Origin of the sequence: Bremerella sp. TYQ1, from assembly GCF_020150455.1 — a bacterium.
GTDB lineage: Bacteria > Planctomycetota > Planctomycetia > Pirellulales > Pirellulaceae > Bremerella > Bremerella volcania_A.
Map to the genome: position 1 here is coordinate 4,804,888 of NZ_CP083740.1, position 20,616 is coordinate 4,825,503.

At 54.2% G+C, this 20,616-nt stretch carries 17 protein-coding genes; 9 read left to right on the forward strand and 8 right to left on the reverse strand.

Features of this window, described 5'->3' with window-relative positions; translation table 11 throughout:
* Nucleotides 1-195: 195 nt before the first annotated feature.
* Nucleotides 196-1,737, forward strand: a complete 1,542-nt coding sequence (locus LA756_RS19465; protein ID WP_224436396.1) for an S-layer protein — start codon at nt 196-198, stop codon at nt 1,735-1,737.
* Between the two features lie 23 nt (nt 1,738-1,760).
* Here the strand turns inward: LA756_RS19465 and LA756_RS19470 are convergent, their stop codons facing one another.
* The 3 genes from LA756_RS19470 to LA756_RS19480 all read right to left on the reverse strand — a co-directional run bounded on the left by LA756_RS19470 (nt 1,761) and on the right by LA756_RS19480 (nt 6,408).
* Nucleotides 1,761-2,426 carry a toxin-antitoxin system YwqK family antitoxin gene (locus LA756_RS19470; protein ID WP_224436397.1) on the reverse strand — a complete coding sequence of 222 codons (666 nt, stop codon included), beginning with the start codon at nt 2,424-2,426 and terminating at the stop codon, nt 1,761-1,763.
* A 403-nt stretch (nt 2,427-2,829) separates the two neighbouring features.
* A complete protein-coding gene (locus LA756_RS19475) occupies nt 2,830-4,092 on the reverse strand; it encodes an EF-hand domain-containing protein (protein WP_224436398.1) in 1,263 nt (420 codons plus the stop codon).
* Between the two features lie 123 nt (nt 4,093-4,215).
* On the reverse strand, nt 4,216-6,408 hold the full coding sequence (locus tag LA756_RS19480; RefSeq protein ID WP_224436399.1) for an SMI1/KNR4 family protein: 2,193 nt from the start codon (nt 6,406-6,408) through the stop codon (nt 4,216-4,218).
* Between the two features lie 251 nt (nt 6,409-6,659).
* Here LA756_RS19480 and LA756_RS19485 point away from each other — a divergent pair, with 251 nt between their 5' ends.
* A complete protein-coding gene (locus LA756_RS19485; protein ID WP_261362050.1) occupies nt 6,660-6,869 on the forward strand; it encodes a hypothetical protein in 210 nt (69 codons plus the stop codon).
* Between the two features lie 112 nt (nt 6,870-6,981).
* Here LA756_RS19485 and LA756_RS19490 read toward each other — a convergent pair whose 3' ends face one another.
* The gene (locus LA756_RS19490; protein ID WP_224436401.1) at nt 6,982-7,584 is read right to left on the reverse strand and encodes a hypothetical protein; all 603 of its coding nucleotides are present in this window, start codon (nt 7,582-7,584) and stop codon (nt 6,982-6,984) included.
* 374 nt (nt 7,585-7,958) lie between these two features.
* Between LA756_RS19490 and LA756_RS19495 the strand changes: the two genes are divergently transcribed.
* Nucleotides 7,959-8,843, forward strand: a complete 885-nt coding sequence (locus LA756_RS19495) for a hypothetical protein (protein WP_224436402.1) — start codon at nt 7,959-7,961, stop codon at nt 8,841-8,843.
* Nucleotides 8,844-9,033: 190 nt separating this feature from the next.
* On the opposite strand, the gene LA756_RS19500 is transcribed toward LA756_RS19495, so the two are convergent.
* Nucleotides 9,034-9,813 (reverse strand): SDR family oxidoreductase, encoded by a 780-nt coding sequence (locus LA756_RS19500; RefSeq protein WP_224436403.1) that lies wholly within the window; start codon nt 9,811-9,813, stop codon nt 9,034-9,036.
* A 331-nt stretch (nt 9,814-10,144) separates the two neighbouring features.
* Between LA756_RS19500 and LA756_RS19505 the strand changes: the two genes are divergently transcribed.
* The 5 genes from LA756_RS19505 to metG all read left to right on the forward strand — a co-directional run bounded on the left by LA756_RS19505 (nt 10,145) and on the right by metG (nt 17,651).
* A complete protein-coding gene (locus LA756_RS19505) occupies nt 10,145-11,140 on the forward strand; it encodes an NADPH:quinone reductase (protein ID WP_224436404.1) in 996 nt (331 codons plus the stop codon).
* A gap of 84 nt (nt 11,141-11,224) precedes the next feature.
* Nucleotides 11,225-12,334 carry an SMP-30/gluconolactonase/LRE family protein gene (locus LA756_RS19510; RefSeq protein WP_224436405.1) on the forward strand — a complete coding sequence of 370 codons (1,110 nt, stop codon included), beginning with the start codon at nt 11,225-11,227 and terminating at the stop codon, nt 12,332-12,334.
* A gap of 12 nt (nt 12,335-12,346) precedes the next feature.
* The gene (locus tag LA756_RS19515) at nt 12,347-13,249 is read left to right on the forward strand and encodes a sugar phosphate isomerase/epimerase (protein WP_224436406.1); all 903 of its coding nucleotides are present in this window, start codon (nt 12,347-12,349) and stop codon (nt 13,247-13,249) included.
* A gap of 274 nt (nt 13,250-13,523) precedes the next feature.
* Entirely contained in the window at nt 13,524-15,422 is a 1,899-nt protein-coding gene (locus tag LA756_RS19520) for a sulfatase-like hydrolase/transferase (protein WP_224436407.1), read from the forward strand.
* 168 nt (nt 15,423-15,590) lie between these two features.
* On the forward strand, nt 15,591-17,651 hold the full coding sequence (gene metG, locus LA756_RS19525) for a methionine--tRNA ligase (RefSeq protein WP_224436408.1): 2,061 nt from the start codon (nt 15,591-15,593) through the stop codon (nt 17,649-17,651).
* Nucleotides 17,652-17,709: 58 nt separating this feature from the next.
* Here the strand turns inward: metG and LA756_RS19530 are convergent, their stop codons facing one another.
* The 3 genes from LA756_RS19530 to rlmN are packed head-to-tail and all read right to left on the reverse strand — an operon-like array spanning nt 17,710 to nt 20,052.
* Nucleotides 17,710-18,243 (reverse strand): hypothetical protein, encoded by a 534-nt coding sequence (locus LA756_RS19530; protein ID WP_224436409.1) that lies wholly within the window; start codon nt 18,241-18,243, stop codon nt 17,710-17,712.
* Between the two features lie 36 nt (nt 18,244-18,279).
* Entirely contained in the window at nt 18,280-18,945 is a 666-nt protein-coding gene (locus LA756_RS19535; RefSeq protein ID WP_224436410.1) for a hypothetical protein, read from the reverse strand.
* 30 nt (nt 18,946-18,975) lie between these two features.
* Nucleotides 18,976-20,052: a 23S rRNA (adenine(2503)-C(2))-methyltransferase RlmN gene (gene rlmN, locus LA756_RS19540; protein ID WP_224436411.1), complete on the reverse strand. Its 1,077-nt coding sequence runs from the start codon at nt 20,050-20,052 to the stop codon at nt 18,976-18,978.
* Between the two features lie 187 nt (nt 20,053-20,239).
* Here rlmN and LA756_RS19545 point away from each other — a divergent pair, with 187 nt between their 5' ends.
* Nucleotides 20,240-20,593: a DMT family protein gene (locus LA756_RS19545; protein WP_224436412.1), complete on the forward strand. Its 354-nt coding sequence runs from the start codon at nt 20,240-20,242 to the stop codon at nt 20,591-20,593.
* Nucleotides 20,594-20,616 lie beyond the last annotated feature (23 nt).

Here is a 20,616-nt window from a genome sequence, read left to right on the forward strand (position 1 = left end):
GGGCAATAGAAACGAAGAAGCTTCACTTTAGATCAGACGATCCCGCAAAACAACCACTTTCGGGGGCACTGGGTCTTGCTTGGCAACTATATTTGCTATTTGCTAGGTAGATGAAATCGTTGGGCCAAGGCGAGCTTGTCAGGCCGTTGAGACGGACGAAAGTCACGATCGTTTTCTTAGAAGTTGGAATGTGCAATGCCATTTGCTAACTGGTTCAAAGTCGTTTGTTTCGTAGGTGTTGCGTTGACAATAGCGGCCGAATCGGCTTCGGCTTCACCCTATGAAATGGCATTCTCAACGTACCTTGGCGGGAGCGACTGGGAGCACGCACGCGACATCTTCGTCGACGAAGCAGGCAACGTGTATGTTGTCGGCGGGACTCAATCGCCAAATTTTCCTGTCACAGAAGGTGCCTTCCAAACCAAGCACGATATGTCCGGTACCCAAGTTGGCAGCGGCGGTTACTGCGACGCGTTCGTCTGTAAGTATCGCCCCGACGGCACCGTCGCATGGTGCACGCTGCTAGGCGGTCCTAACTACGACCGAGCCTACGCCGTGGAAGTCGACCGGCACGGCTACGTTTATGTTAGCGGACGTGGGGGGCCAGGGTTTCCCGTCACCGACGGAGCGTTTCAAACCGAGTTCCGCGGGAACGACGAAGGGATCTATGGCATGCAGAATGCCTTTCTCGTGAAGCTCTCACCGGATGGCTCTGAGTTAGAGTGGGGGGCGTTCGTAGGGGTTGGTAATCTTTGTCGCGAGCTTTCCCTCGACGATCAAGGCGACGTCTACGTCGCGCTGCACTACTTGGGCCAAGGACCGCTGCCCCCTTCGCAGTGGTTTGCCAATACCTATCAAGCCAAGCCTGCCGGCGGAGTCGAAATCGGGGCGATAAAAATCGCCAGCGATGGTTCGGCCGTACGCTGGGCGACTTGGCTTGGAGGTTCTCGAGACGAAGTCAGCAATTGCGGGATCCGGCTCGATGCTCAAAAGAATGTCTATTTGAACTTCACGACTCAGTCGGACGACGTGCCAACAACCGAAGGTGCCCACGATCGCACATTCAATGGTGATCACGACGCATTCATCGCGAAGCTTTCGCCGGATGGTTCGCGTCTGATTTACGGAACCTATTTCGGAGGTCGCGAACGTGAAGAGGGAAACAGCACGCACAGTCTCGCCGTCGATCCGGCAGGGCACGCTTACCTTTTGAATTCGACCACCGGGGACGATATGCCGGTCACCCCCGGCGTGCTGCAAAGCAAACCGACGGGGCAGCGTGATATGGTTGTCAGCAAGTTTTCTCCTACCGGAAAGCTGCTACTCTGCACCTACCTCGGCGGAAGCAGCAATGAAGGCTCGGAGGGAATCTACGCCAACGCGAAGGGAGAAGTCGCTTTCGCCGGCACGACCGATTCAGCCGACTATCCCATCTCGTCGCAGCCGCTGCAAAAACTGAAAGCGAAGTCCAACGATGCCACCGTGACGATCTTGTCGGCAGACTTCGATAAGATCCTCTACAGCACTTACCTTGGCGGCGAAAGTTACGACTACGGACGAGCCTTTTACTGGGGCGTGGACGGATCGTTGTACCTGACCGGATCCGTCAACGGCAGCGGCTGGCCGATCCAAAACGCCGCGCAAAAACAATTTGCCGGCGGTGGTGGTGGCAAAGAACTGTGCTACGAGGGAGGCTGCTACGCCGGCGACGTCATCGTCGCCAAGCTGACGAAGTAGCTTCGTATGGCCGAGCCAGCCAGTTATTTGTTCAATCGTTTGGCGAGGAACAGCATCATGTCGGTTTGATTGGCAAGCGGGGTTTCGTTACCCTCTTCGTCAAAGCCGGTTCCTTCCAGCAGTTCGCCGCCGGAGAATTTACCTTGTAGCATCGGCTTGCCATCTTCGTAGAAGTAAGTGCAATCTCCTTGCATACGACCCTGGTTGCTGTGGCCGCGAAACTTGAGATTGCCTTCCGGATCGAACAACTCTTCAACGCCAGTCTTACGGTGGTTGGCGAATTGCGATTTCAGCAGCAGCCCGCCACCGAGATGAATCTCCGTCGGGCCTTCCAAAATCATCGAACTCGATTCTGGATTGACTTTGGCAAGGGCCAACTGCTTCTCCATCGGATAGCCGTGCGCTTGTAGCTTCTTCGGTTGGAAGCAGGAATAGAACAGGTAGTCGTCCCGTTTGTCGGATGCATAGACAAACGTCACGCCAGGAACATCTTCAGCAGGGTCTTGCTTGACGCGGATCCACGTTACGCCATCGAAATCGACTGTCGCTGGGAACTCGTACTCGTGCCCATCCGCCTTCGTTACGACTGGCTCAGTCGGCGTTTCGGCAGGCAGAGGAAAAGGATCACTCTGGCCACAACCGATCAGAAATGTCGACACAAAAAGCAACAAAATTAGACGAAAAGACATCGCGAAATCCTTCGCAGAGGGCCACATGGTTTCGAGTAAGCGAACCTTTGTACCGACTGGGAAGCATCCAGGCAATGAGTACGAATTCACTCCTGCGCCAACGATGTAACGAATGTCGTATCGGCATTCATATGGAAACATTTAGGAAAATGCATGCGCTCGAAAATTTCACATTCGCCTAACCATGTTTTCCAGGAGTCACCACGTTTTTGACTGACTTTTTGGAGGGGCGAATCGAGCACTCAGTCCTCTTGCATGGCAATATCAAGCAAGTTCACTCCCGGCTCGACAATCAGTTTCAGCGACCACGACGCCACCATCAACAGGCGTTCCTTCGAAGGCGACTTAACCGCTGACAGCGTTTGGTTCGCTGCTTGGCTTCTCGTGCTGCGTTGTTGGCCGTTTATGGTGCATCGGGGAATGCTTGGAACTCGGACCATGTCACGATGGAATCGCGGTTCGCGTCGAGTTCTTCAAAGTGAATCAGATCGAAGATGCCCGGCATCCACATCGTTGCGTAATAGGCCCAGGGTTTCGCCAAATTGGCAGGGCCGTTTTGTGGGTCGCGATAGAGTTGCTCGACAGCTTTCCATTCCTGCAGCGAGACCTGGTTATCGACATTCAAATGGTCGAGGGCCGAGAACCCAAATTGACGTACACTTGTCGTGCGGAATTCGTCCCATGTCACTTCTTCGTCGTCGTTATGATCCAGCCGAGCAAAATAGGTTTGGTCTCGTTGCTTGTGCTTGCCATGGCCGACCCAATTTGCACCGGCGACTTCGTTAAACTGAAGCACGCCATCTTCGTTCTTATCGCGGCCAAAGAACTGGGAGACGTCATACGTGCCCACGGTTAAAAATTCGTCGAAAGTAATTTGCTTGTTCTCGTCGACATCTTTCAGGCGAAACGCTCGTTCCATCCACGCCAATACGTTGGCTTGGTCAGACTCGCGGGCATGTTTCAAAAACTCCTCTTCCGTCAGGATGGGATCGAAGTTGGTGTTCCTCGCAAAGAAAGCGTCTTCCGCGTTCATTCCTTCAGCAAGCTTGTTTGGCAATGCATCGTGAAACGCCAGGAATTCTTTCCAAGTCGCGATGCCATCTCCATTGCGGTCCCGAAACGTAAACTCGCTCTCCACTTTCGCCGGCGGAAGCTTTGCCAATGGAAAGTAGATGCTCTCTGGGTTGCCGTTCACCTCTTTCGCGAGTGACGCATGTTCCCGCAAACGCGCGGCAACATATTCATCGCGAGTCACACTGCCATCCGAGTTTTGATCCCAACGCGAGAAGCTGTCGTACAACTCGACCGGAAACGTCAGATACTCGCGATGGAAATCAATTTGCCCATCTCCATTTCGATCAATTTCGTCCAGCAGCGGCAGTTTATGGCCGGTCCGAGAATGCTTGGCATACAACATCGATACCAACGCCGGCTTATACGAAAACTGCGCGACTAAGCGTTCGGACTCGTCGACCACTTTCCCGCCATTGCGTTCATATTCGTCCGCCGAAATCTGCCGGTCGCGATTGGTGTCAAGCGTTTGAAATTCGTTCAACCAGTACTGATGCTTCTCCGGCAACGTCGGTTCCGCCAAGAACGGAGCCCCTGGCGATTCAAACAACTGAGCCGCCCCTAGTATCACCAGGCAAGCCACCAAGTCAGCCACAATGCACCCCTCCGACAATTCGCCGAAACCATGAAACGATACCTGTATGATACCGCTCTGTGCTGAAGACGTCGTTGGTTTGGTAGGTGATCATGTCGATTTGCCGAAGTGTCTGCTCGAGACCTAATCGACGACCCGAATTAGTGGCCGCGTGGCTTTCAGCTGTTTTGCGACCTGCGGGGAAGCCTCACACTTGTAGAAAACGCCGCTGATCAGATGCGGCAGTGTCTCTTGCTTGAGCAAAAGCGGCAGGCATGAGCCGACTGGGGAATCTTGGATTTCGAGGTGTCTTAGGTTATTCAGCACCGGAGATCGAAACAATTTCTCCGCGCCCCTCGCGGTAAACTTGTTTTCTTCCCAGCCAGCTCTAAGAACCAGCGTCCGCAAGCGAGACAGCGACGGATTGTTAGCCAAAGCTTCGGCAGCGGCATCGTCGAACGCGCATTCATTGAGCGTCAAGCACCGTAGCTTGGGCAGCTGCAAATTCTTGAAGAACTTGGCCGTGTCGGTCCATGCCCGTTGGCTAAATGGACGCGAGATCGACAAGGTCGTCAGGTTGGGGAAAGCTCCGGCTTCCGTAAGGGGCGTCTTGGCAAGGCTTCGCATGTTGCCTTCCAAATCTTCATTCGCCGTATTCCAATGCAAGCCTCGTAGTTTCGCAGCACACGAATGCTTTGCGATCGCAGTAAGGCACTTTGCGTCGAGCTTTCCTGAGTGAAGGTTTAATATGCGAGCATTCTTCAAAAACGACGCACTAAGAATCGCTTGCAGGTCGGAAGACTTGGCTTTGTGAACCTTCAGCCAGAACTCTTGTAACTGGGGCGTTTGCCATTGGCAGAATGCTTCACCCAGCTTGCCGGTCAAGTTGCGAGCTTCAACCACCAAGCGTTGCAGGGCTGGAAATGCGCCTGTCCGCGGTAACGCTTGAAACGTTCGTTCAGCGGTGTCTCGCAGTGCGAGCGAATGTAGATTCGGCATCTCGGCCAAGTTTTGCAGGCCGGTTTCGCAGCACTTGTCGCTAAAGCGAATGCTGACCTCTTCTAATCGACGAAACCAAGCTGCCTGCATCAGCTGGGTCAGCGCTTCGGCCGAACAATTGGGCCCGCAAACGTCAAAGAATCGCAGCGTTCGCAGTCGGTCAAACGCGGCACCAGCCAAAACGACCGCGTCGTCGTCTGAATTCAGGTGACTGTGCAAATACAGTGTTTCCAGCTGCGATGTTGTGGGTGATTCGACCAACGCTTGGATCTGTGGACGCACTCCTTCGTTGTTATACCCCAGGTTAAATCCGAGCCAGCGGAGATGTCTTCCGCCTGCCGAATTCAGAATCGCGGCGATATCTTCCTCGTAGTTGTCGTCCAGGTCGATTCCCCGGACAGGGGTCTGCTGAACCAATTGTTCAACGTCCGAAATCAATTGTTCAATCGGGCGAGGATTGTCGGAGACCGAGACAGCGTCAACAACAAAAGGGATGCCAAAGCGTGAGCAATCGTTTCTGTTGTCGAACCATTCGTCGGGCCGGAGCTGTATACCATGATAGAAGTTGGTGAACTTGACAGCGGTTCGCGGGGTTCGTTCCGTGACTTCCAGTACGTCCTCACGCAAGGCGACATAGTCTTCCCCTGGCGGCTTCGATGCCAGTTCAACGCGAAGCCGAATCTGACGCGCCCAGGCCTTGTCTCCTTGCGATGCAATCCAGTCCGCCAGTTGCAAAAGCCCTTGCCGTGTGAGAGGGTCGGCCTGACCGTTTGCCGAGACACCCAGCTTCGCCATTTCGGCTTTCAGTGATTCGCCATCGATTGTCGGATGTTCCCATTGGCACTCCCATGGCATCCCTTTCTCGGCATAAGCCTGATGTTTGGCCGCGTGGTCATCACGTTCCGCTTTGTGCCTGGCATCCCAGATGGGTTTCATCCGCATGTGGTCTTGAGCGGTTTCCAATTTATCTTCAACGAACTCAGCCAGGCTATCGTATAACTTCGACGGTTCCGGCTCCCAAAAGATGCCTCCCAGCAGCCAAACGCCTGGGGTTCCATCCCAACGCAGCGCATAGAAACCGGCCGCTCCATTGGTGCCGATCAGAAAGAAAGTTTTCCACCACTGCGGATAAGTCTGGCCAAACATGGTCTCTCGATCGCGAAACGAGTGGTTGTCCTGAACGATCCGATCGACCTTGAGGTAAAGCGGCGACAACTCATCGTTGAGCAAACCGGTCGCCGCGAGCCATTTGCCGCGCGTTTGCATCAGTTCCCGATACTCCTGCGGTAACACAACCGCCAGCGCATCCGCAATCTGATCCAATTCTGCTTCAGTCATGCGAAGGTGATTCTCTACTTCGGTTAACGTGCCATGCTCACGACCGCGTGGGCATGTTGTGGAATCATCAAACCCTTTGAGTGGTCCAAAGTGTTTGTAGGAAAGGGACGCACCATTAAAATGTTTTTTCCGCAGCTCCACATGCGTACTCGGACTTGGGAATGATCATCCTAGGAAATTTGCAAAGCCCCATGAATAGCCACCGTCAAATTGCTCGCGGGGTATCGGCATTTCTGGAAGAAACCAGAGGCATGCTATCCCCTCAAGATCACGCGTCTGCCGATGACTTGCTCCAGCATGGCGAGTGGGGCGAAGCCTACCTGCTGATCGTGACTCAACTGTACGAATACGAAGTCCCCATCCACCCTTCGCTGTACGACCAAATCAAATCGCTCGGGCAACAGATGAAACTAAAACCAACTGCTTGGGAACCACTCCGTGAGTTGATGCGGCGAAGCTAAAGTAAATGGAGCCAAATGCTGTAAGCCCAGCACGACGCACTGCCCGTAACGATAGCCGGCGTTCACCATAAGCGGCATTGCTTGATGCAGGTGGGGAATCCACCAAATTCACCTAGTCCTCGATAAACGTATTCAGGAATGCCGCTTCGGTATTTGATTTCAAGGCAATTTCAAGTTGCTTTACAAAGTTGTGATAGGCAAGTTCCCATTCGGCAGGTTTGCGTCCGAGGCTTATCATGGAAGCCTCGGCCTTCTCGCACCATTTGCGAGCCAATTCATTTTTGCCTTGATGAGCGGCTAGTGCTGCAACGCCACAAATATCGCTAATATGGTCCGTTGCTTCCGCCTCACACAGACGTAAGACCTCGGCGACATTGAGCGGTTGATTGATGTGCGGCAAAAACTGAGTCATCATGCCTTCAATGACAGACAGTCGCATGGCCTCATGTCGAGAGAGTAAGATCTGACGATGACGAACATCTAGAAACTGGTGAAGCATTGCCACGCCAGGAGCAACAAGAATTCGTACACCGGACGATGGTCTGTATCCGCCGGACCGCAATCTTTCAAACCATACTTGCTGTTTGACTGGTCCGGAAGTTCTAAAATACGTAGAAGTGCCGGCATCTTTATTCCAATTGGCAAAGGCATCCGAATAGGAATCAAAGACCTTAAGTAGTTCTTGTTTCGTTAATGGCTTTGTCTTTTTAGCCATGCCTTGGCGTCACTTCAACCAGCGAAATATTATCGCCTAGGCCCAGTAAAGTTGTTGTTGATGTTTTATCTCTTAGGCCCCGGCCATGCACGGCAATTTCGAACGCGGCTAAGGTGGCATGCTCACGTCCGCGTGGAACTTTGTGGAGTCACAAGGAACCATTGGCATGGCGCGTCGACGGCAGCCAGGGCACCATCTGCGGATCGGGAATCAATTTTGGGGTATGTAATCTTCGTGGTTCGAAACGTTGCAGTATCCACGGCGACAGAAATCAATGCGTCTTTACCTATCGTGATCGCACAACGACAATAATTACAAGCACCACCGACAAGAACTCTATCGGAGTGCGATGCGATGGAGAAAAAATGGAACTAATGAAGTACGTTACCCGTAGATTTCAATATTCCTTGCTGACAAGTTTATTCGCAGTTGCGATTGTCTCCATTGTTATTCACCTCGTTGTGTCCATTGCTCGTTGTAGTGAACAAAGCCTTGCTACGACGATAGCAAAATATGGCTTTCTCGTGGAATCGCATACGGATTGTCCTGACGGCATGGTTGGAATGCTAGGAATCAGGTGTACATGGATTGAATCAATTCGGACGCTTCCACCATCCTTCCCACCCGGATCAAATCCGTCATTGGTTCAAATTGAAGGTACAAAAACGTTACAGGCGTTAACGCAGTGCTCAAAATTGATCAACTTAGACCTCCGACAAAGCGATGTCCGGTCAGACTCAATCTTAGAATGCAAGTCGCTTCTGAACCTGCGCACGCTCTCTTTAAGCGGTTGCCCAAATATTGACGGAAGGGGACTCGACGAGATCAGCAAGTCGTCAAGACTCCAAAGACTCAGCGTTCTAGATTCCCCATTGGCGGATGAGTCCATAGAGGTTCTCTCCCGGTTAAAGGATCTTCGAGTCCTATCGGTGGGCGGCCAATTGGAAGGTGATTTTTGTAGTGGATTTGCCAACAACTCATCACTGATAATGCTTTGCATTTTAAGTAGCAAGCTTGTTCCTGAAAAGCTAATACCACTCGGGACAACGTCGTTGGAGAATCTTGTAGTATCGATGAAGCCAGGAAGTATACCGATTGAATCTTTGCCTAAAACGCTCAAGGGGCTAGATGTGTTTTGGGATGCTCCGTTAGATGACAGCGATAGAAAGTGGATGGATGCTGTGCATGCCCGGTTTGGCGGCGCAATAGTTCGTATCTATGAAAGTGAGGACTTGCCCCTCGTGTTAGGTCCGCGTTAACCGATTGAGAGTTGAAGCGACAGGTGAAACTTACCGGTCAGGCATCATGCTCACGTCCGCTTGGGCATGTCTTGGGGGCACTGCATTCTGCGGACTATACAGGAAATCTTGGAAAGCAATTCTTGCGTAAATCAAATGGTTTCTCTGACGCAGCTTCGCATGCCGACAAAGACGACAGGTTGGGTTAGCTTTAGGAACTCAGCAGCCAGCGCGAGATTTTCAGGAGTGTGCGTCTGGGGACCCAGGGGGTGATCCAGTTGAGTAGGAACCAGAGACGCCATTCGTTGATCACCACCAGGCGGCCTTTCTTCATTGCCTTGTAGCCAAGTTCGGCCACGCCGCGGGCCGTGGCGGTCGAGCCTTTTTTGAACATGCCGATATGCTTAGCGTGGGCGCGTTGGAAGAACTCGGTTTCGACCGGGCCAGGACATAGGGCAGTAACAGAGACGCCCAGCTCGGCCACTTCTTCGGCGATCGCTTGCGAGAAGCTGAGCACGTACGCTTTCGACGCGTAGTAGACCGCCATCATTGGACCTGGCAGGAACCCGGCCGTGCTGCCGACATTCAAGATTCGTCCATGCTGCCGCTCGAGCATCCCTTGCAGGAATCGATGCGTCATCTCGCTGAGAACTGTCACGTTCAAGTGAATCATCGACCCATCCGTTTTCCAGTCGTGCTGATGGAACGGTCCATGATTACCGAAGCCGGCGTTGTTGATCAGGATGTCGACGGCGATCTTCTCCGCTTCGACCTGGTTGTATAACTGATGCACGGCGCCTGGCTCGTTCAGATCGGTGGCGATGCACAGGACGTTGACTTGGTGCTTTTCAACAATCTGCTGCTTGAGCTCTTCGAGAACTTCGCCCCGGCGAGCAACCAAAATGAGATCGCCTCCTTGCTCGGCATGAACCCAAGCGAGCTCGCGGCCAATGCCGCTGGAAGCTCCGGTAATCAGCGCGGTGTTTTTCATGGTGCTGGTCCTTGCGGGGGTGCTTCGTCAGTTTCAGATTCCGTCGCGTCTTTATTTTGACGCGCCAGTCAGCACGGGACCAGATGTTTGGGGTGGAGATGCGGCCGTAAAAGAGACAGCCTGTCCGCCGTCCGCCCATGATAAGGTAGTTTGCATCTAGTTTTATAGAAGTGTTGTCCAAGTGGCAACGAAATATTGCGGAAATCAGGCGTTTTGCGCGTCAAGAAACTCAAGTATTGATGCGTAAAGAGACCTAGCTTGTCTCGCGGGCCGAGGGCGATAGGATGAGGGGAAGTTGACCCGAGGCGTTCACCCAGGAGGAAAGGACCCGATGAAAGCGGCCTACATCGAAGAGACAGGACCACCCGAGGTAATTCAGTATGGCGAGATCCCGACCCCAGAGCCGGGTGATGGCCAGGTGTTGGTGAAAATCGGGACCGCTGCGCTGAACCCGATCGATACCTATATCCGTAACGGAGCCAACTACTGGGAATTGCCCAAGCCGTTTGTCACTGGGAGCGACCTGGCGGGCACGATCGAAAAAGTAGGCCCCAATGCCAACCGTTATCAAGTCGGACAGCGTGTTTGGGGTACGAATCAGGGCCTTGTAGGACGCCAGGGAACTTTCGCCGAATATGCCGTCGTCGACGAATGCTGGCTCTACGCCACGCCAGATGACGTAAGTGACGACGCCGCAGCAGCTTGCGCGTTGACTGGAGTGACCGCTCATCTTGGTTTAGGGCCGCAGAACGCCAAGCTACAGGCTGGAGAAACCATCTTTGTCCATGGTGGCTCAGGCGGAGTCGGATCGATGGTCGTTCAAATGGCGAAAGCCATTGGGGCGACAGTACTTGCGACAGCAGGTTCCGACGAAAAGGCCGCGATCTGCAAGGAACTGGGCGCCGATCACGTCTTCAACTACAAGACGCAGAACGTCGCCGAGGAAGTCCTAAAGTGTTGTCCTGATGGGGTTAACGTCATCTGGGAAACGGTCCGCGAGCCCGACTTCGACTTCCTGGTCAGCATTGCCGCGGAGCGTTGCCGCATGGTGCTGATGGCTGGTCGCGATGCTCGTCCAGAATTTCCCGTAGGTCCTTTCTACGTCAAGGGTTGCAGCCTGCATGGCTTTGTGATGTTCAAGGCGAGCCCGGAAGAATTGGCAAGCTGCGGTGACGATATCGGCCGTTGGCTTTCGGAGGGGAAGTTGAAGCCGCAGATCGGCCAGACGTTCCCGTTGTCGGAAGCGGCTGCTGCTCATAAGTTGCAGGAAGACAACACGTTGCGTCAAGCAGGAACCCTGGCAGGGAAAATTCTGATTAAACCGTGAATGCCGACCGGCTTAGGACTATAATGCGGCTCGACTCGTAACGCATTTCAACTGAGTTGAACCCCTTCCCGAGTGAGCCGCATCATGTCCCGCCTTTGCTTGCTAACCGCCGTTTTATGCCTATTTTTTACGGCCGAACTCCATGCGACGGAGTTCGGCGAGATCGTCACCGTGGCCGGAACGGGTCACAAAGAAATTGGGAAAATGAGCGGTCCCGCCGATGAGGTCAACATCGGCCAAACCTTCGGTGCAACGATCGGCCCGGACGGTGCTTTGTACGTGACGGAAGTCGAGAACCACCGTGTACTTAGAGTCGATCTCGAAAAGAACACGGTCACCACGGTTGCCGGCAATGGCACCAAAGGCTATTCAGGCGACGGCGGCCCCGCAACAGCGGCTCAACTGAACGAGCCGTATGAGGTGCGATTTGCGAAGAATGGGGACATGTATTTTGTTGAAATGCAGAACCATATTATACGCAAAGTTGATGCAAACTCGGCGCAGATTTCGACAATCGCTGGGACAGGAACGGCCGGGTTTTCAGGCGATGGCGGCCCGGCGTTGAAGGCCCAGTTCAATCGCCCACATAGCATCGTGTTGAGTGAAGACGATTCGATTCTTTACGTCGCAGATATTCAAAACCATCGCATTCGCGCGATCGATTTAGCCAAGGGAACCATTACCTCCATTGCTGGGAATGGTCAGAAGAAGCTTCCTGTGGATGGAGAGCCAACCGTTGGAAAGCCGATGGTGGGCCCGCGGGCTTTATATCTTGATGGCGACGATCTTTGGATCGCCCTTCGCGAAGGACACAGTGTCTGGCGATTGGATCTGAAGTCAGGCTTGGTCCATCACGTTGCGTGTTCTGGCAAGAAGGGCTACAGCGGCGATGGCGGCAGTGCGAAAGAGGCCACCATGAATGGTCCCAAGGGAATCGTCAAAGCGCCCAACGGTTGTCTCTATGTCGTCGATACCGAGAACCAGGCCATTCGCGAGATCGATGTTGAAAACGATCGCATTCGTACCGTGGCTGGTATTGGGCCCAAAGGGCGTGGCTACTCCGGCGATGGAGGTCCCGCGACGGAAGCGAAGATGGATCGGCCCCATGGCATCGGTGTCGACCAAAATAACGCGTTGTACATCGGCGATACGAACAATCATCGGGTACGCAAAGTCGTGCCGGTTTCTAACTAACGAGGAGTTTCCATGCTTCACTTGAATCGACGACAGATGCTTCAAACCGCGCTGGGAACTGCCGCCGCTGCTGGAATGGGAAGCACGCTTTCCGCCGCAGATCCTTCGCCGAGCCGCTGGAAGCTGATTACCTTTACGAAGTTTTTGCAGCCGCTTAGCTACGAAGAAATGGCCGATCGCGTAGCGGAAATCGGCTACGACGGCATCGAGGCTCCCATTCGCATCAATGGGCATATCGAACCGAAGAATGTGGCGGACGAGTTGCCGAAATTTGTCGAAGCGTTGAAGAAACGTGGTCTGACCATCGACATTCTTACCTCAAGTATCAATAGCGTCGATTCACCCAATGCAGAGGAAACCCTGAAGGTTGCCCAGCAGTTGGGGATTCCTCGATACCGCATGGCCTATTATCGCTACGACTTGAAGAAGCCGGTCGTGCCGCAGTTGCGAGAAGCGGGAGCTCAGCTAAAAGATCTCGCCGCAATGAACGAAGAGATCGGCATTCAAGCCGTCTATCAAAATCATTCTGGCAGTCATTACGTTGGTGCCCCCATTTGGGACATCATGCAGTTGGTTCGCCAGTACGATCCGAAGTATGTCTCGATGGCGTTCGATATCGGTCATGCTCGCGTCGAAGGCAATACTTCGTGGCCCATTCAATGGAACCTGGTGCAATCGCATCTCGGTTCGGTCTACATCAAAGACTTCCAAGGCAACGGTGGCCGTCCGGCTTGGTGTTCGGTAACCGAAGGCCAACTGCCAGATCAATTCTGGAATTCACTGAAAGCAAGTCAGTTCAGCGGTCCAGTCTCGTTGCATGTCGAATACCTGCGCGGCGACGAAGCGAAGGACGTTGCGAACCATGTGGCCGCAATGAAGCGTGATTTGGCCTGGTTGAAGGAGCGTCTCGCGTAGATGCGTTTCCTGGCCGAGTTCTGGCGGAAGTTTCGATATGGATGCTACCTCCTGGGTAGTATCCTGTCGGTCGTTGTCGGAGTGAGCTGGATCGTAGGTGCCCTGACAAGCGAGCAGGGATTTATCGAGGCTGCCACGAATGTTGTCGAAGGAGGTATTGTCGCTTTCTTCGGCTTTTGCTGTGCGGCGCTCTTTATATGGATGGGGCCGCGGTCCTTTTCCTGACATTCGCGATTACTTTCGCGAAGAGCCATAAGCGTTTGATGAATTAACCATGGTGAGCACTTTGAAGATCTTACGAACGCTCGTCCTGTTCTGTGTCGCGTTTGCCGGTTCCGCGGTTGGGGCCGAAGAGCGGCCTAATATTTTGTGGCTCTCGTGCGAAGATATCAGCGCGCATTTCGGTTGCTATGACGACCCCCATGCGATCACGCCGAACATCGATCAACTGGCCACCGAAGGCGTTCTCTTCCGGAATGCATTCACGACGGCAGGCGTTTGTGCTCCGTGCCGCAGTGGCATCATCACCGGCATGTATCAGACTTCGCTCGGCACGCAGCATATGCGGTGCACGGCGACGCTGCCTGAGCAAATCAAACCGTTTCCGGTTTATCTGCGTGAAGCGGGCTATTATTGCACCAACAACTCGAAGCAGGACTATCAATTTCGCACGCCGAAGGGGACGTGGGACGCATCGTCGGGTAAGGCCCATTGGCGAAACCGGCCTGACAAGTCGCAACCCTTTTTTGCCGTGTTCAATTTCACCGGATGTCACGAATCGGGCATTGCCTCGAAGGGGAAGTACGAAAACGTCACCCAGGTATTGAGCGAGGATGAGCGACAAGATGCTGAAAAGCTTGATTTGCCGCCCTACTACCCTGACACGCCGATCGTCCGCGAAGACTGGAAACGGAACTACGAACTGATCACGGCGATGGATCATTGGGCTGGTGATTTGATTCAGCAGCTTAAGGATGACGGTTTGTACGAGAACACGATCATCATGTTCTGGTCCGACCATGGCGTTGGTTTGCCGCGAGCGAAGCGTTGGCTGTACGATTCGGGAACGCACATTCCTTTGGTGGTGCGAATTCCTGAGAAGTACCGCGTCGACGGGCAAGGGGTGCCGGGGCAGGCGACTGATCAATTGGTCAGTTCGATCGATTTCGGTCCAACGGTCCTTCGTCTCGCAGGGATCGAAATCCCGGCGCATGTGCAAGGGAAGCCGTTCCTTGGATCGGACGTCGAGCCGAGGGAGTTTGTCTATGGGGCACGCGATCGAATGGACGAGCGGTACGACATCATTCGTATGGTTCGCGATACGCGGTTTAAGTATCTTCGCAACTACGAACCGCTGAAGACTTACTATCAGTACATGAATACTCCGGAGAAAGGGGCGACGATGCGTGAGCTTCGTCGGTTGCACGAGGCGGGGAAGTTGCCTGCGGAAGCGGAATACTATTTCTCCGCATCGAAGCCGGTCGAAGAGCTTTACGACTGCCAGGCCGATCCTTACGAAGTCAACAACCTGGCTGCGGATCCAAAGTATGCCGATGTTTTGAAGCGGATGCGAGCGGCGCATCGGCAATGGGTTTTAGAGACACGCGATACTGGGCTGATTCCAGAGCCGATTCTTGTGAAGCGTGCTAAGCGGTTGGGAAGTGAGTACGCTATTTTGCGGCAGGAGGATGCCGACGCGTACAACGAACGGCTGAGCAGTGTGGCGACGATGGCTTCGGAAGGGGAAGGCGTTCTGCCGCAACTCCTGCAGGCGATGAAAGACGAGGACGATGCGATTCGTTACTGGGCCGCGACAGGTATCGGGAACATCGGCGAAACCGCCAAAACGGATGCCAGCGGATTGGTTCGTGCCGCGCTGACCGATGATTCCTCGGCTGTGCGGACGGCGGCTGCGCGAGCGATGTGTCGCATGGGGATGCCGAAGGAAGCATTGCCGGTCTTGGTGCGTGAGATGACGACTGGAGAGCAGTGGGAACGCCTGCAAGCGGCGATCGTGCTGGACGAAATCGACGAGCAGGCCCGGCCGGTGATCGATGAGATGAAGCAGGGTCTCGAATATCAGAAAGGGTTCAACTCGGACGGAAAATACCGCGTTCGAGTGACGAATCGTGCCTTGAACGAACTTCAAGGCACCCAAAACAGCGTTCCATAGGCCTCGATACGCACGCTGAGACCGATTCGATCGAACCTTTTAGCCGGGGATTTCTCCATACCCCCAGGCGAAGGACCGCACTCCGCGCCAATCGGCGAGTGCGGTACAATGCCCCGTTCTTGACGACGTAACCCTCAGCGATAGGACCTCACCTGCGAGGAATCCCCCATGGCACGACGCATTTTGGTCACCTCTGCCCTGCCGTACGCGAATGGGCCGATCCATATCGGGCACCTGGTGGAATACATCCAGACCGATATCTGGGTCCGCTTTCAAAAGCTTTCGGGCAACGATTGCCGTTATTTCTGCGCCGACGACACGCACGGCACGGCCATCATGATCAGCGCCCAGAAGAACGGGGTGACCGAAGAAGAGTTCATCGCCAAGATGAGCGACGAGCATCAGCAGGACTTCGCTGGGTTCGGCGTGCAGTTCGATAATTACGGCTCGACCCATAGCGACGAAAATCGTGAGCTGTGTGCCGAGTTCTGGCAGTCGCTTCGTGACGCCGGATTGGTGATCGAGAAAGATGTCCATCAGTTGTTCGATCCCGAGAAGAAGACATTCCTGGCCGATCGGTTCGTGCGTGGAACGTGTCCGAAGTGTGGCTCGGAGAATCAGCCAGGCGATAACTGTTCCAAATGCGGTGCGGCCTATACACCGGCCGATTTGATCGATCCGAAAAGTACGCTTTCCGGGGCGACGCCAGAATTGAAAACGGCGAAGCATTTGTTCGTGCAGTTGGAAAAGCTGCATGGCTTCCTCGATGAGTGGACGCAAAGCGGTCAGCATTTGCAGGACGAAGTGGCTAACTATTTGAAGGGGCACTTCCTGCATGACGAACTGCGGGACTGGGACATCTCGCGTCCGGGGCCGTACTTCGGTTTCGAGATTCCGGATAGCCCGGGCGACTATTGGTATGTCTGGTTCGATGCCCCGATCGGCTACATCGCATCGACATGGCAGTGGTGCAAAGCGAACGGCGAAGATCTTGCGAAGTGGTGGAAGAATCCTGAAACGGAAGTGCATCACTTCATCGGGAAGGATATCACTTACTTCCACACGTTGTTCTGGCCAGGCATGCTGAAGACGGCCGGATACAACCTGCCGGAGAAGGTGCACATCCATGGTTTCTTGACGGTCGACGGAAAGAAGATGTCCAAGAGCGACGGGACATTTGTCAAAGCGGCGACGTACCTGAAGCATTTGGATCCGGCCTACCTGCGTTATTTCTACGCTTCGAAGCTGGGCCCGAGACTGGACGACCTCGATATGAACCTCGAGGAATTCGCCGACAAGATCAATTCCGACTTAATCGGTAAAGTCGTGAACCTGGCCTCGCGGACGGCTAAGTTCGTCGAGAAGACGGGGCTTTCTGCCGAGTACCCCGACGACGGTGGACTGTTCGCCAAGGGGGCGGCCGCAGGGGATGAGATTGCAAAAGCTTACGAGGACTTGGATCTCAACAAAGCGATGCGATTGATCCTGGAGCTTGCCGACGCGGCGAATCCATTCATCGAATCGAACAAGCCGTGGGAACTGCGGAAAGATCCAGACAATGCTCAGAAGCTGCAGGATGTCTGCACGATCGGGCTGAACTTGTTCCGGCAGATCGTCGTTTACCTATCGCCGGTGTTGCCACTGTTGGCCGAACAAACGGGCGAGCTGTTGAACGACCCGATCACCAGCTGGGACCAAACGAAGACGCCGCTCACGGGGACGGACGTCAATAAATTCAAGCATCTAATGAAACGCGTGGAAGCCGATAAGGTAAAAGCCATGATTGACGATAGCAAAGAAGAAGCAGCCGCAGACGCTCCGGCCGAGAACAACCAGGCGGATGAAACCGCGGCGAAGTTCGAGGACAGTGCTCAGCCGATGGTCGACGAACCGATGGCCGAAGAATGCACGATCGACGACTTTGTGAAAGTCGACCTTCGCGTGGCTCGTATCCTTTCGGCCGAACAAGTGCCGGAAGCACGCAAGTTGTTGAAGCTGACGCTTGGTTTGGGCGGCGATCACCGCAAGCAAGTCTTCGCCGGCATCAAAGCGGCGTACAACCCGGAAGACCTCGTTGGCCGTTTGGTTGTCATGGTCGCTAACTTGAAGCCACGCCAGATGAAGTTCGGCTTGAGCGAAGGCATGGTTTGTGCCAGCGGTCCCGGCGGTGAAGAAGTGTTCCTGCTAAGCCCCGACGAGGGTGCCAAGCCAGGACAGCGAATTCACTAAGCTGTTTTCGATTGAAAGTGCTCAGCATTCAGTAGGGTGGCGACGTTGGGTTGCCACCCTATTGTTCTCTTAAGTTGAGGATCATCTCGACCGCGTAGACGTCCAGTTGCATTTGCTGGGCAATGGCCTCTTGAGATTGCCCTTCGTCCGCGAGCGTATAGATTTCGGCTCGTTTCACGTCATCGCACAGCAGATCGGACACGGTACGGAAGTTGGGACTTCCCTGGTCTACCAGCTGCTGGCTTTCTTGCAGTGTATCGGCGATGGCCGATTGTTGTTCGGCAGAAAGCTGGGCCGCTTCGACTTTGAGGAGTGTCCGCTGCAGGATCAGCAGCTTGGTATCGACGAGGGCTTGGAGCTCTCGGGTACGCTCTAGCATCTCGACTTGCCACTTGTTCAAGTCGGCAGGCCCGCCGGACATGGTCCACTCTTTGGTGACGGGGCGAGGATTCGAGACCAGGTAGCTATCGTCTTTGCCGCGAGCCCTCTTGGCCCTGGTCTGCCCCCGCCAACTTCGGCGGAGAAGTAGCCAGATCAGCAGGATCAACCCGCCAAAGAACATCAGGTATGGCAAATAGCTTTCGTCGCCCATCCGCGGCATCCTTGCTCGTAAGGCTGTCGTGCCTGATTACTGATCGAGCACCAAGTACTTATCCAGAAGTGCTTCCACGCCGATGCAATACTGCGAACTGCTTTCGTTTTCTTCGTAAACCGGATCCATCGCGACGGCGGAGATGTTATCGCGAAGACCAAGGAGCAGTTCGCGAATGTGCTCCATGTTGTGCAGGGTGATGACCTCGCCGGCCCCTTCCTGCGTTTCGGAAACCTTCTTTGCTTTATCTTCCTCGGTGAACAAATTGAGCAGTGTGATCGGGTTGCCTTCTTCGTCGTTACCGGTCGTACTGGAAAAACCGTCCCCTTGTTCGACCACAAACACAGGGTAATTCCAGGGGGAATTGTCGACGATCAGATAGTCTTCCAGCAGCGTCTTGATCTTGGCGATCCACTTGGCATTCACGTCGAATTCGACAGGATTAGGATCGTAGGCGACTTTGGTGACCGGCAGCTTCAGGCTTTTAAGAAACCAGCGAAACTCGCGGTCGTTGTTCAACTGACGCGGCTCGCCGATGATGGCGAACTGCTGCATGAAGTTCAACGCGACTTGCTCGGAGGAGTGCGTTGTGAGAATGTGCTGCGGTTGATCGTCCGTATCTTGAGGATCGACAATCGACGTATAACCGCCCCCATGGGCAATCAGGTAAAGCGGGTATTCCCACTGAATCGGTGCGGACATAGTGGTAACTCCTCCTGTGGTGTTGTCCGGTTAGGGGGTGGAAGTCGATTGGGTTCGCAACTGCTTGGCGATCTCTCGATTTTCACGCTGAATCAGTTGCCCGCAAGCGGCGGCGATATCGGCCCCGAGCGAGTAGCGAATAGTCACCGGAAATCCGGCGGCCTTTAGCATGCCGGCGAATTGTTCGCGTGCGGCCTGACTGCTTCCTCGCAGGTGGTCGGCACCGTCGATCGAATTGTAAGGGATCAAGTTCACGTGTGCGTGGATGTTTTTCAGGAAACCGATCAGTTTTTCGGCGTCCTCCGGCCGATCGGTGCGGTCTTCCAGCATCAGGTATTCAATCATGATCCGCCGCTTGTCACTCAATTGAAGTTGCAAGAGCGTGTTTCTTAGCCGATCGAGGGGGACACTTTTGGCGAGGGGGATCAACTCTTGCCGGCCAAGCTCGTCGGCACTGTGTAGGCTCAATGCCAGGTTCACTGCCGGGAACTGCTGGTCTAGCCGTAGCATCTCGTCCGGAATGCCGACGGTCGACACCAATAACCGCTGGGGGGCATAGTCGAACAGCAGCGGCGAAGTTAATGCCGTGATGACTTGATGCAGATGATCCGCATTGTGGAGTGGTTCTCCCATCCCCATAAAAACGATGTTTCGGACACGTCGTTCTTCGTCTCGCAAGATTTGATTGGCCTGAACGACTTGATCGAGTATTTGCGAAGGGGAAAGATTGCGGGCAATGCCCATTTGCCCCGTCGCACAGAAGCGGCAAGCGGCCGCGCAGCCAATCTGAGATGAAATGCAGAGTGATGTCCGACCAGTTCCCGCGCGAAGGATCACCGATTCGATCATCAGGCCTTCGTCGGTTCGGAAGAGAAGCTTTGTTGCTCCGTCCAATTCCGAGTCAAGACGTTCCGCCAATGTGAGTGGATGGGGATCGATCTCGGTGGAAACGATTTCCCGAGCGAGAGGGGCGAGTTCGGCCAGAGCCTCTTCGAACGCCCAGCCCTGCTTCAGCCACCGCGTGCGAAATTTGCGGAGGGAATGGACGGTTTGCGAATCGTTGCCGAATCGCTCGTTCCAGGCTGTAACATCGTACCAATGCGGCATATGGGGCTCTCTTCAGGTCGTTCTCAGTATAGCAGTCCCCCCTGCCCTTCGACGATGGTCCTTCCCGGGGAACCGTTGAAAATCAGGGGATTCCCCTACCAGTGGCCATCGCCGAAAGCTGTAAGCGACACGATAATTCCTGGAACGTTTGTCCCCCTTTTAACCTATTACGCAAAGCCAAATCGTTATGTCGACTATCCTGACCACGGCATTCCTGTTGACTCTGTCTAACATTTTCATGACGTTCGCGTGGTATGCCCATCTGAAAGATCTTTCGACTAAGCCGTGGATTGTGGCTGTGCTCGTGAGCTGGGGACTCGCATTTTTCGAGTATCTGATTCAGGTGCCAGCCAACCGAATTGGCTTTACGCAGATGGATCTGGGGCAGCTGAAGATCTTACAGGAAGCGATTACTCTGACCGTTTTCATCCCGTTCGCAGTTTACTACATGAAGCAGCCGTTGCGACTCGACTTCCTGTGGGCCGGTCTGTGCATCTGCGGAGCGGTCTATTTCATTTTCCGAGGGAACACGCCAGGGTAGTTTTGTGTCTGTTGTTCCGAAAG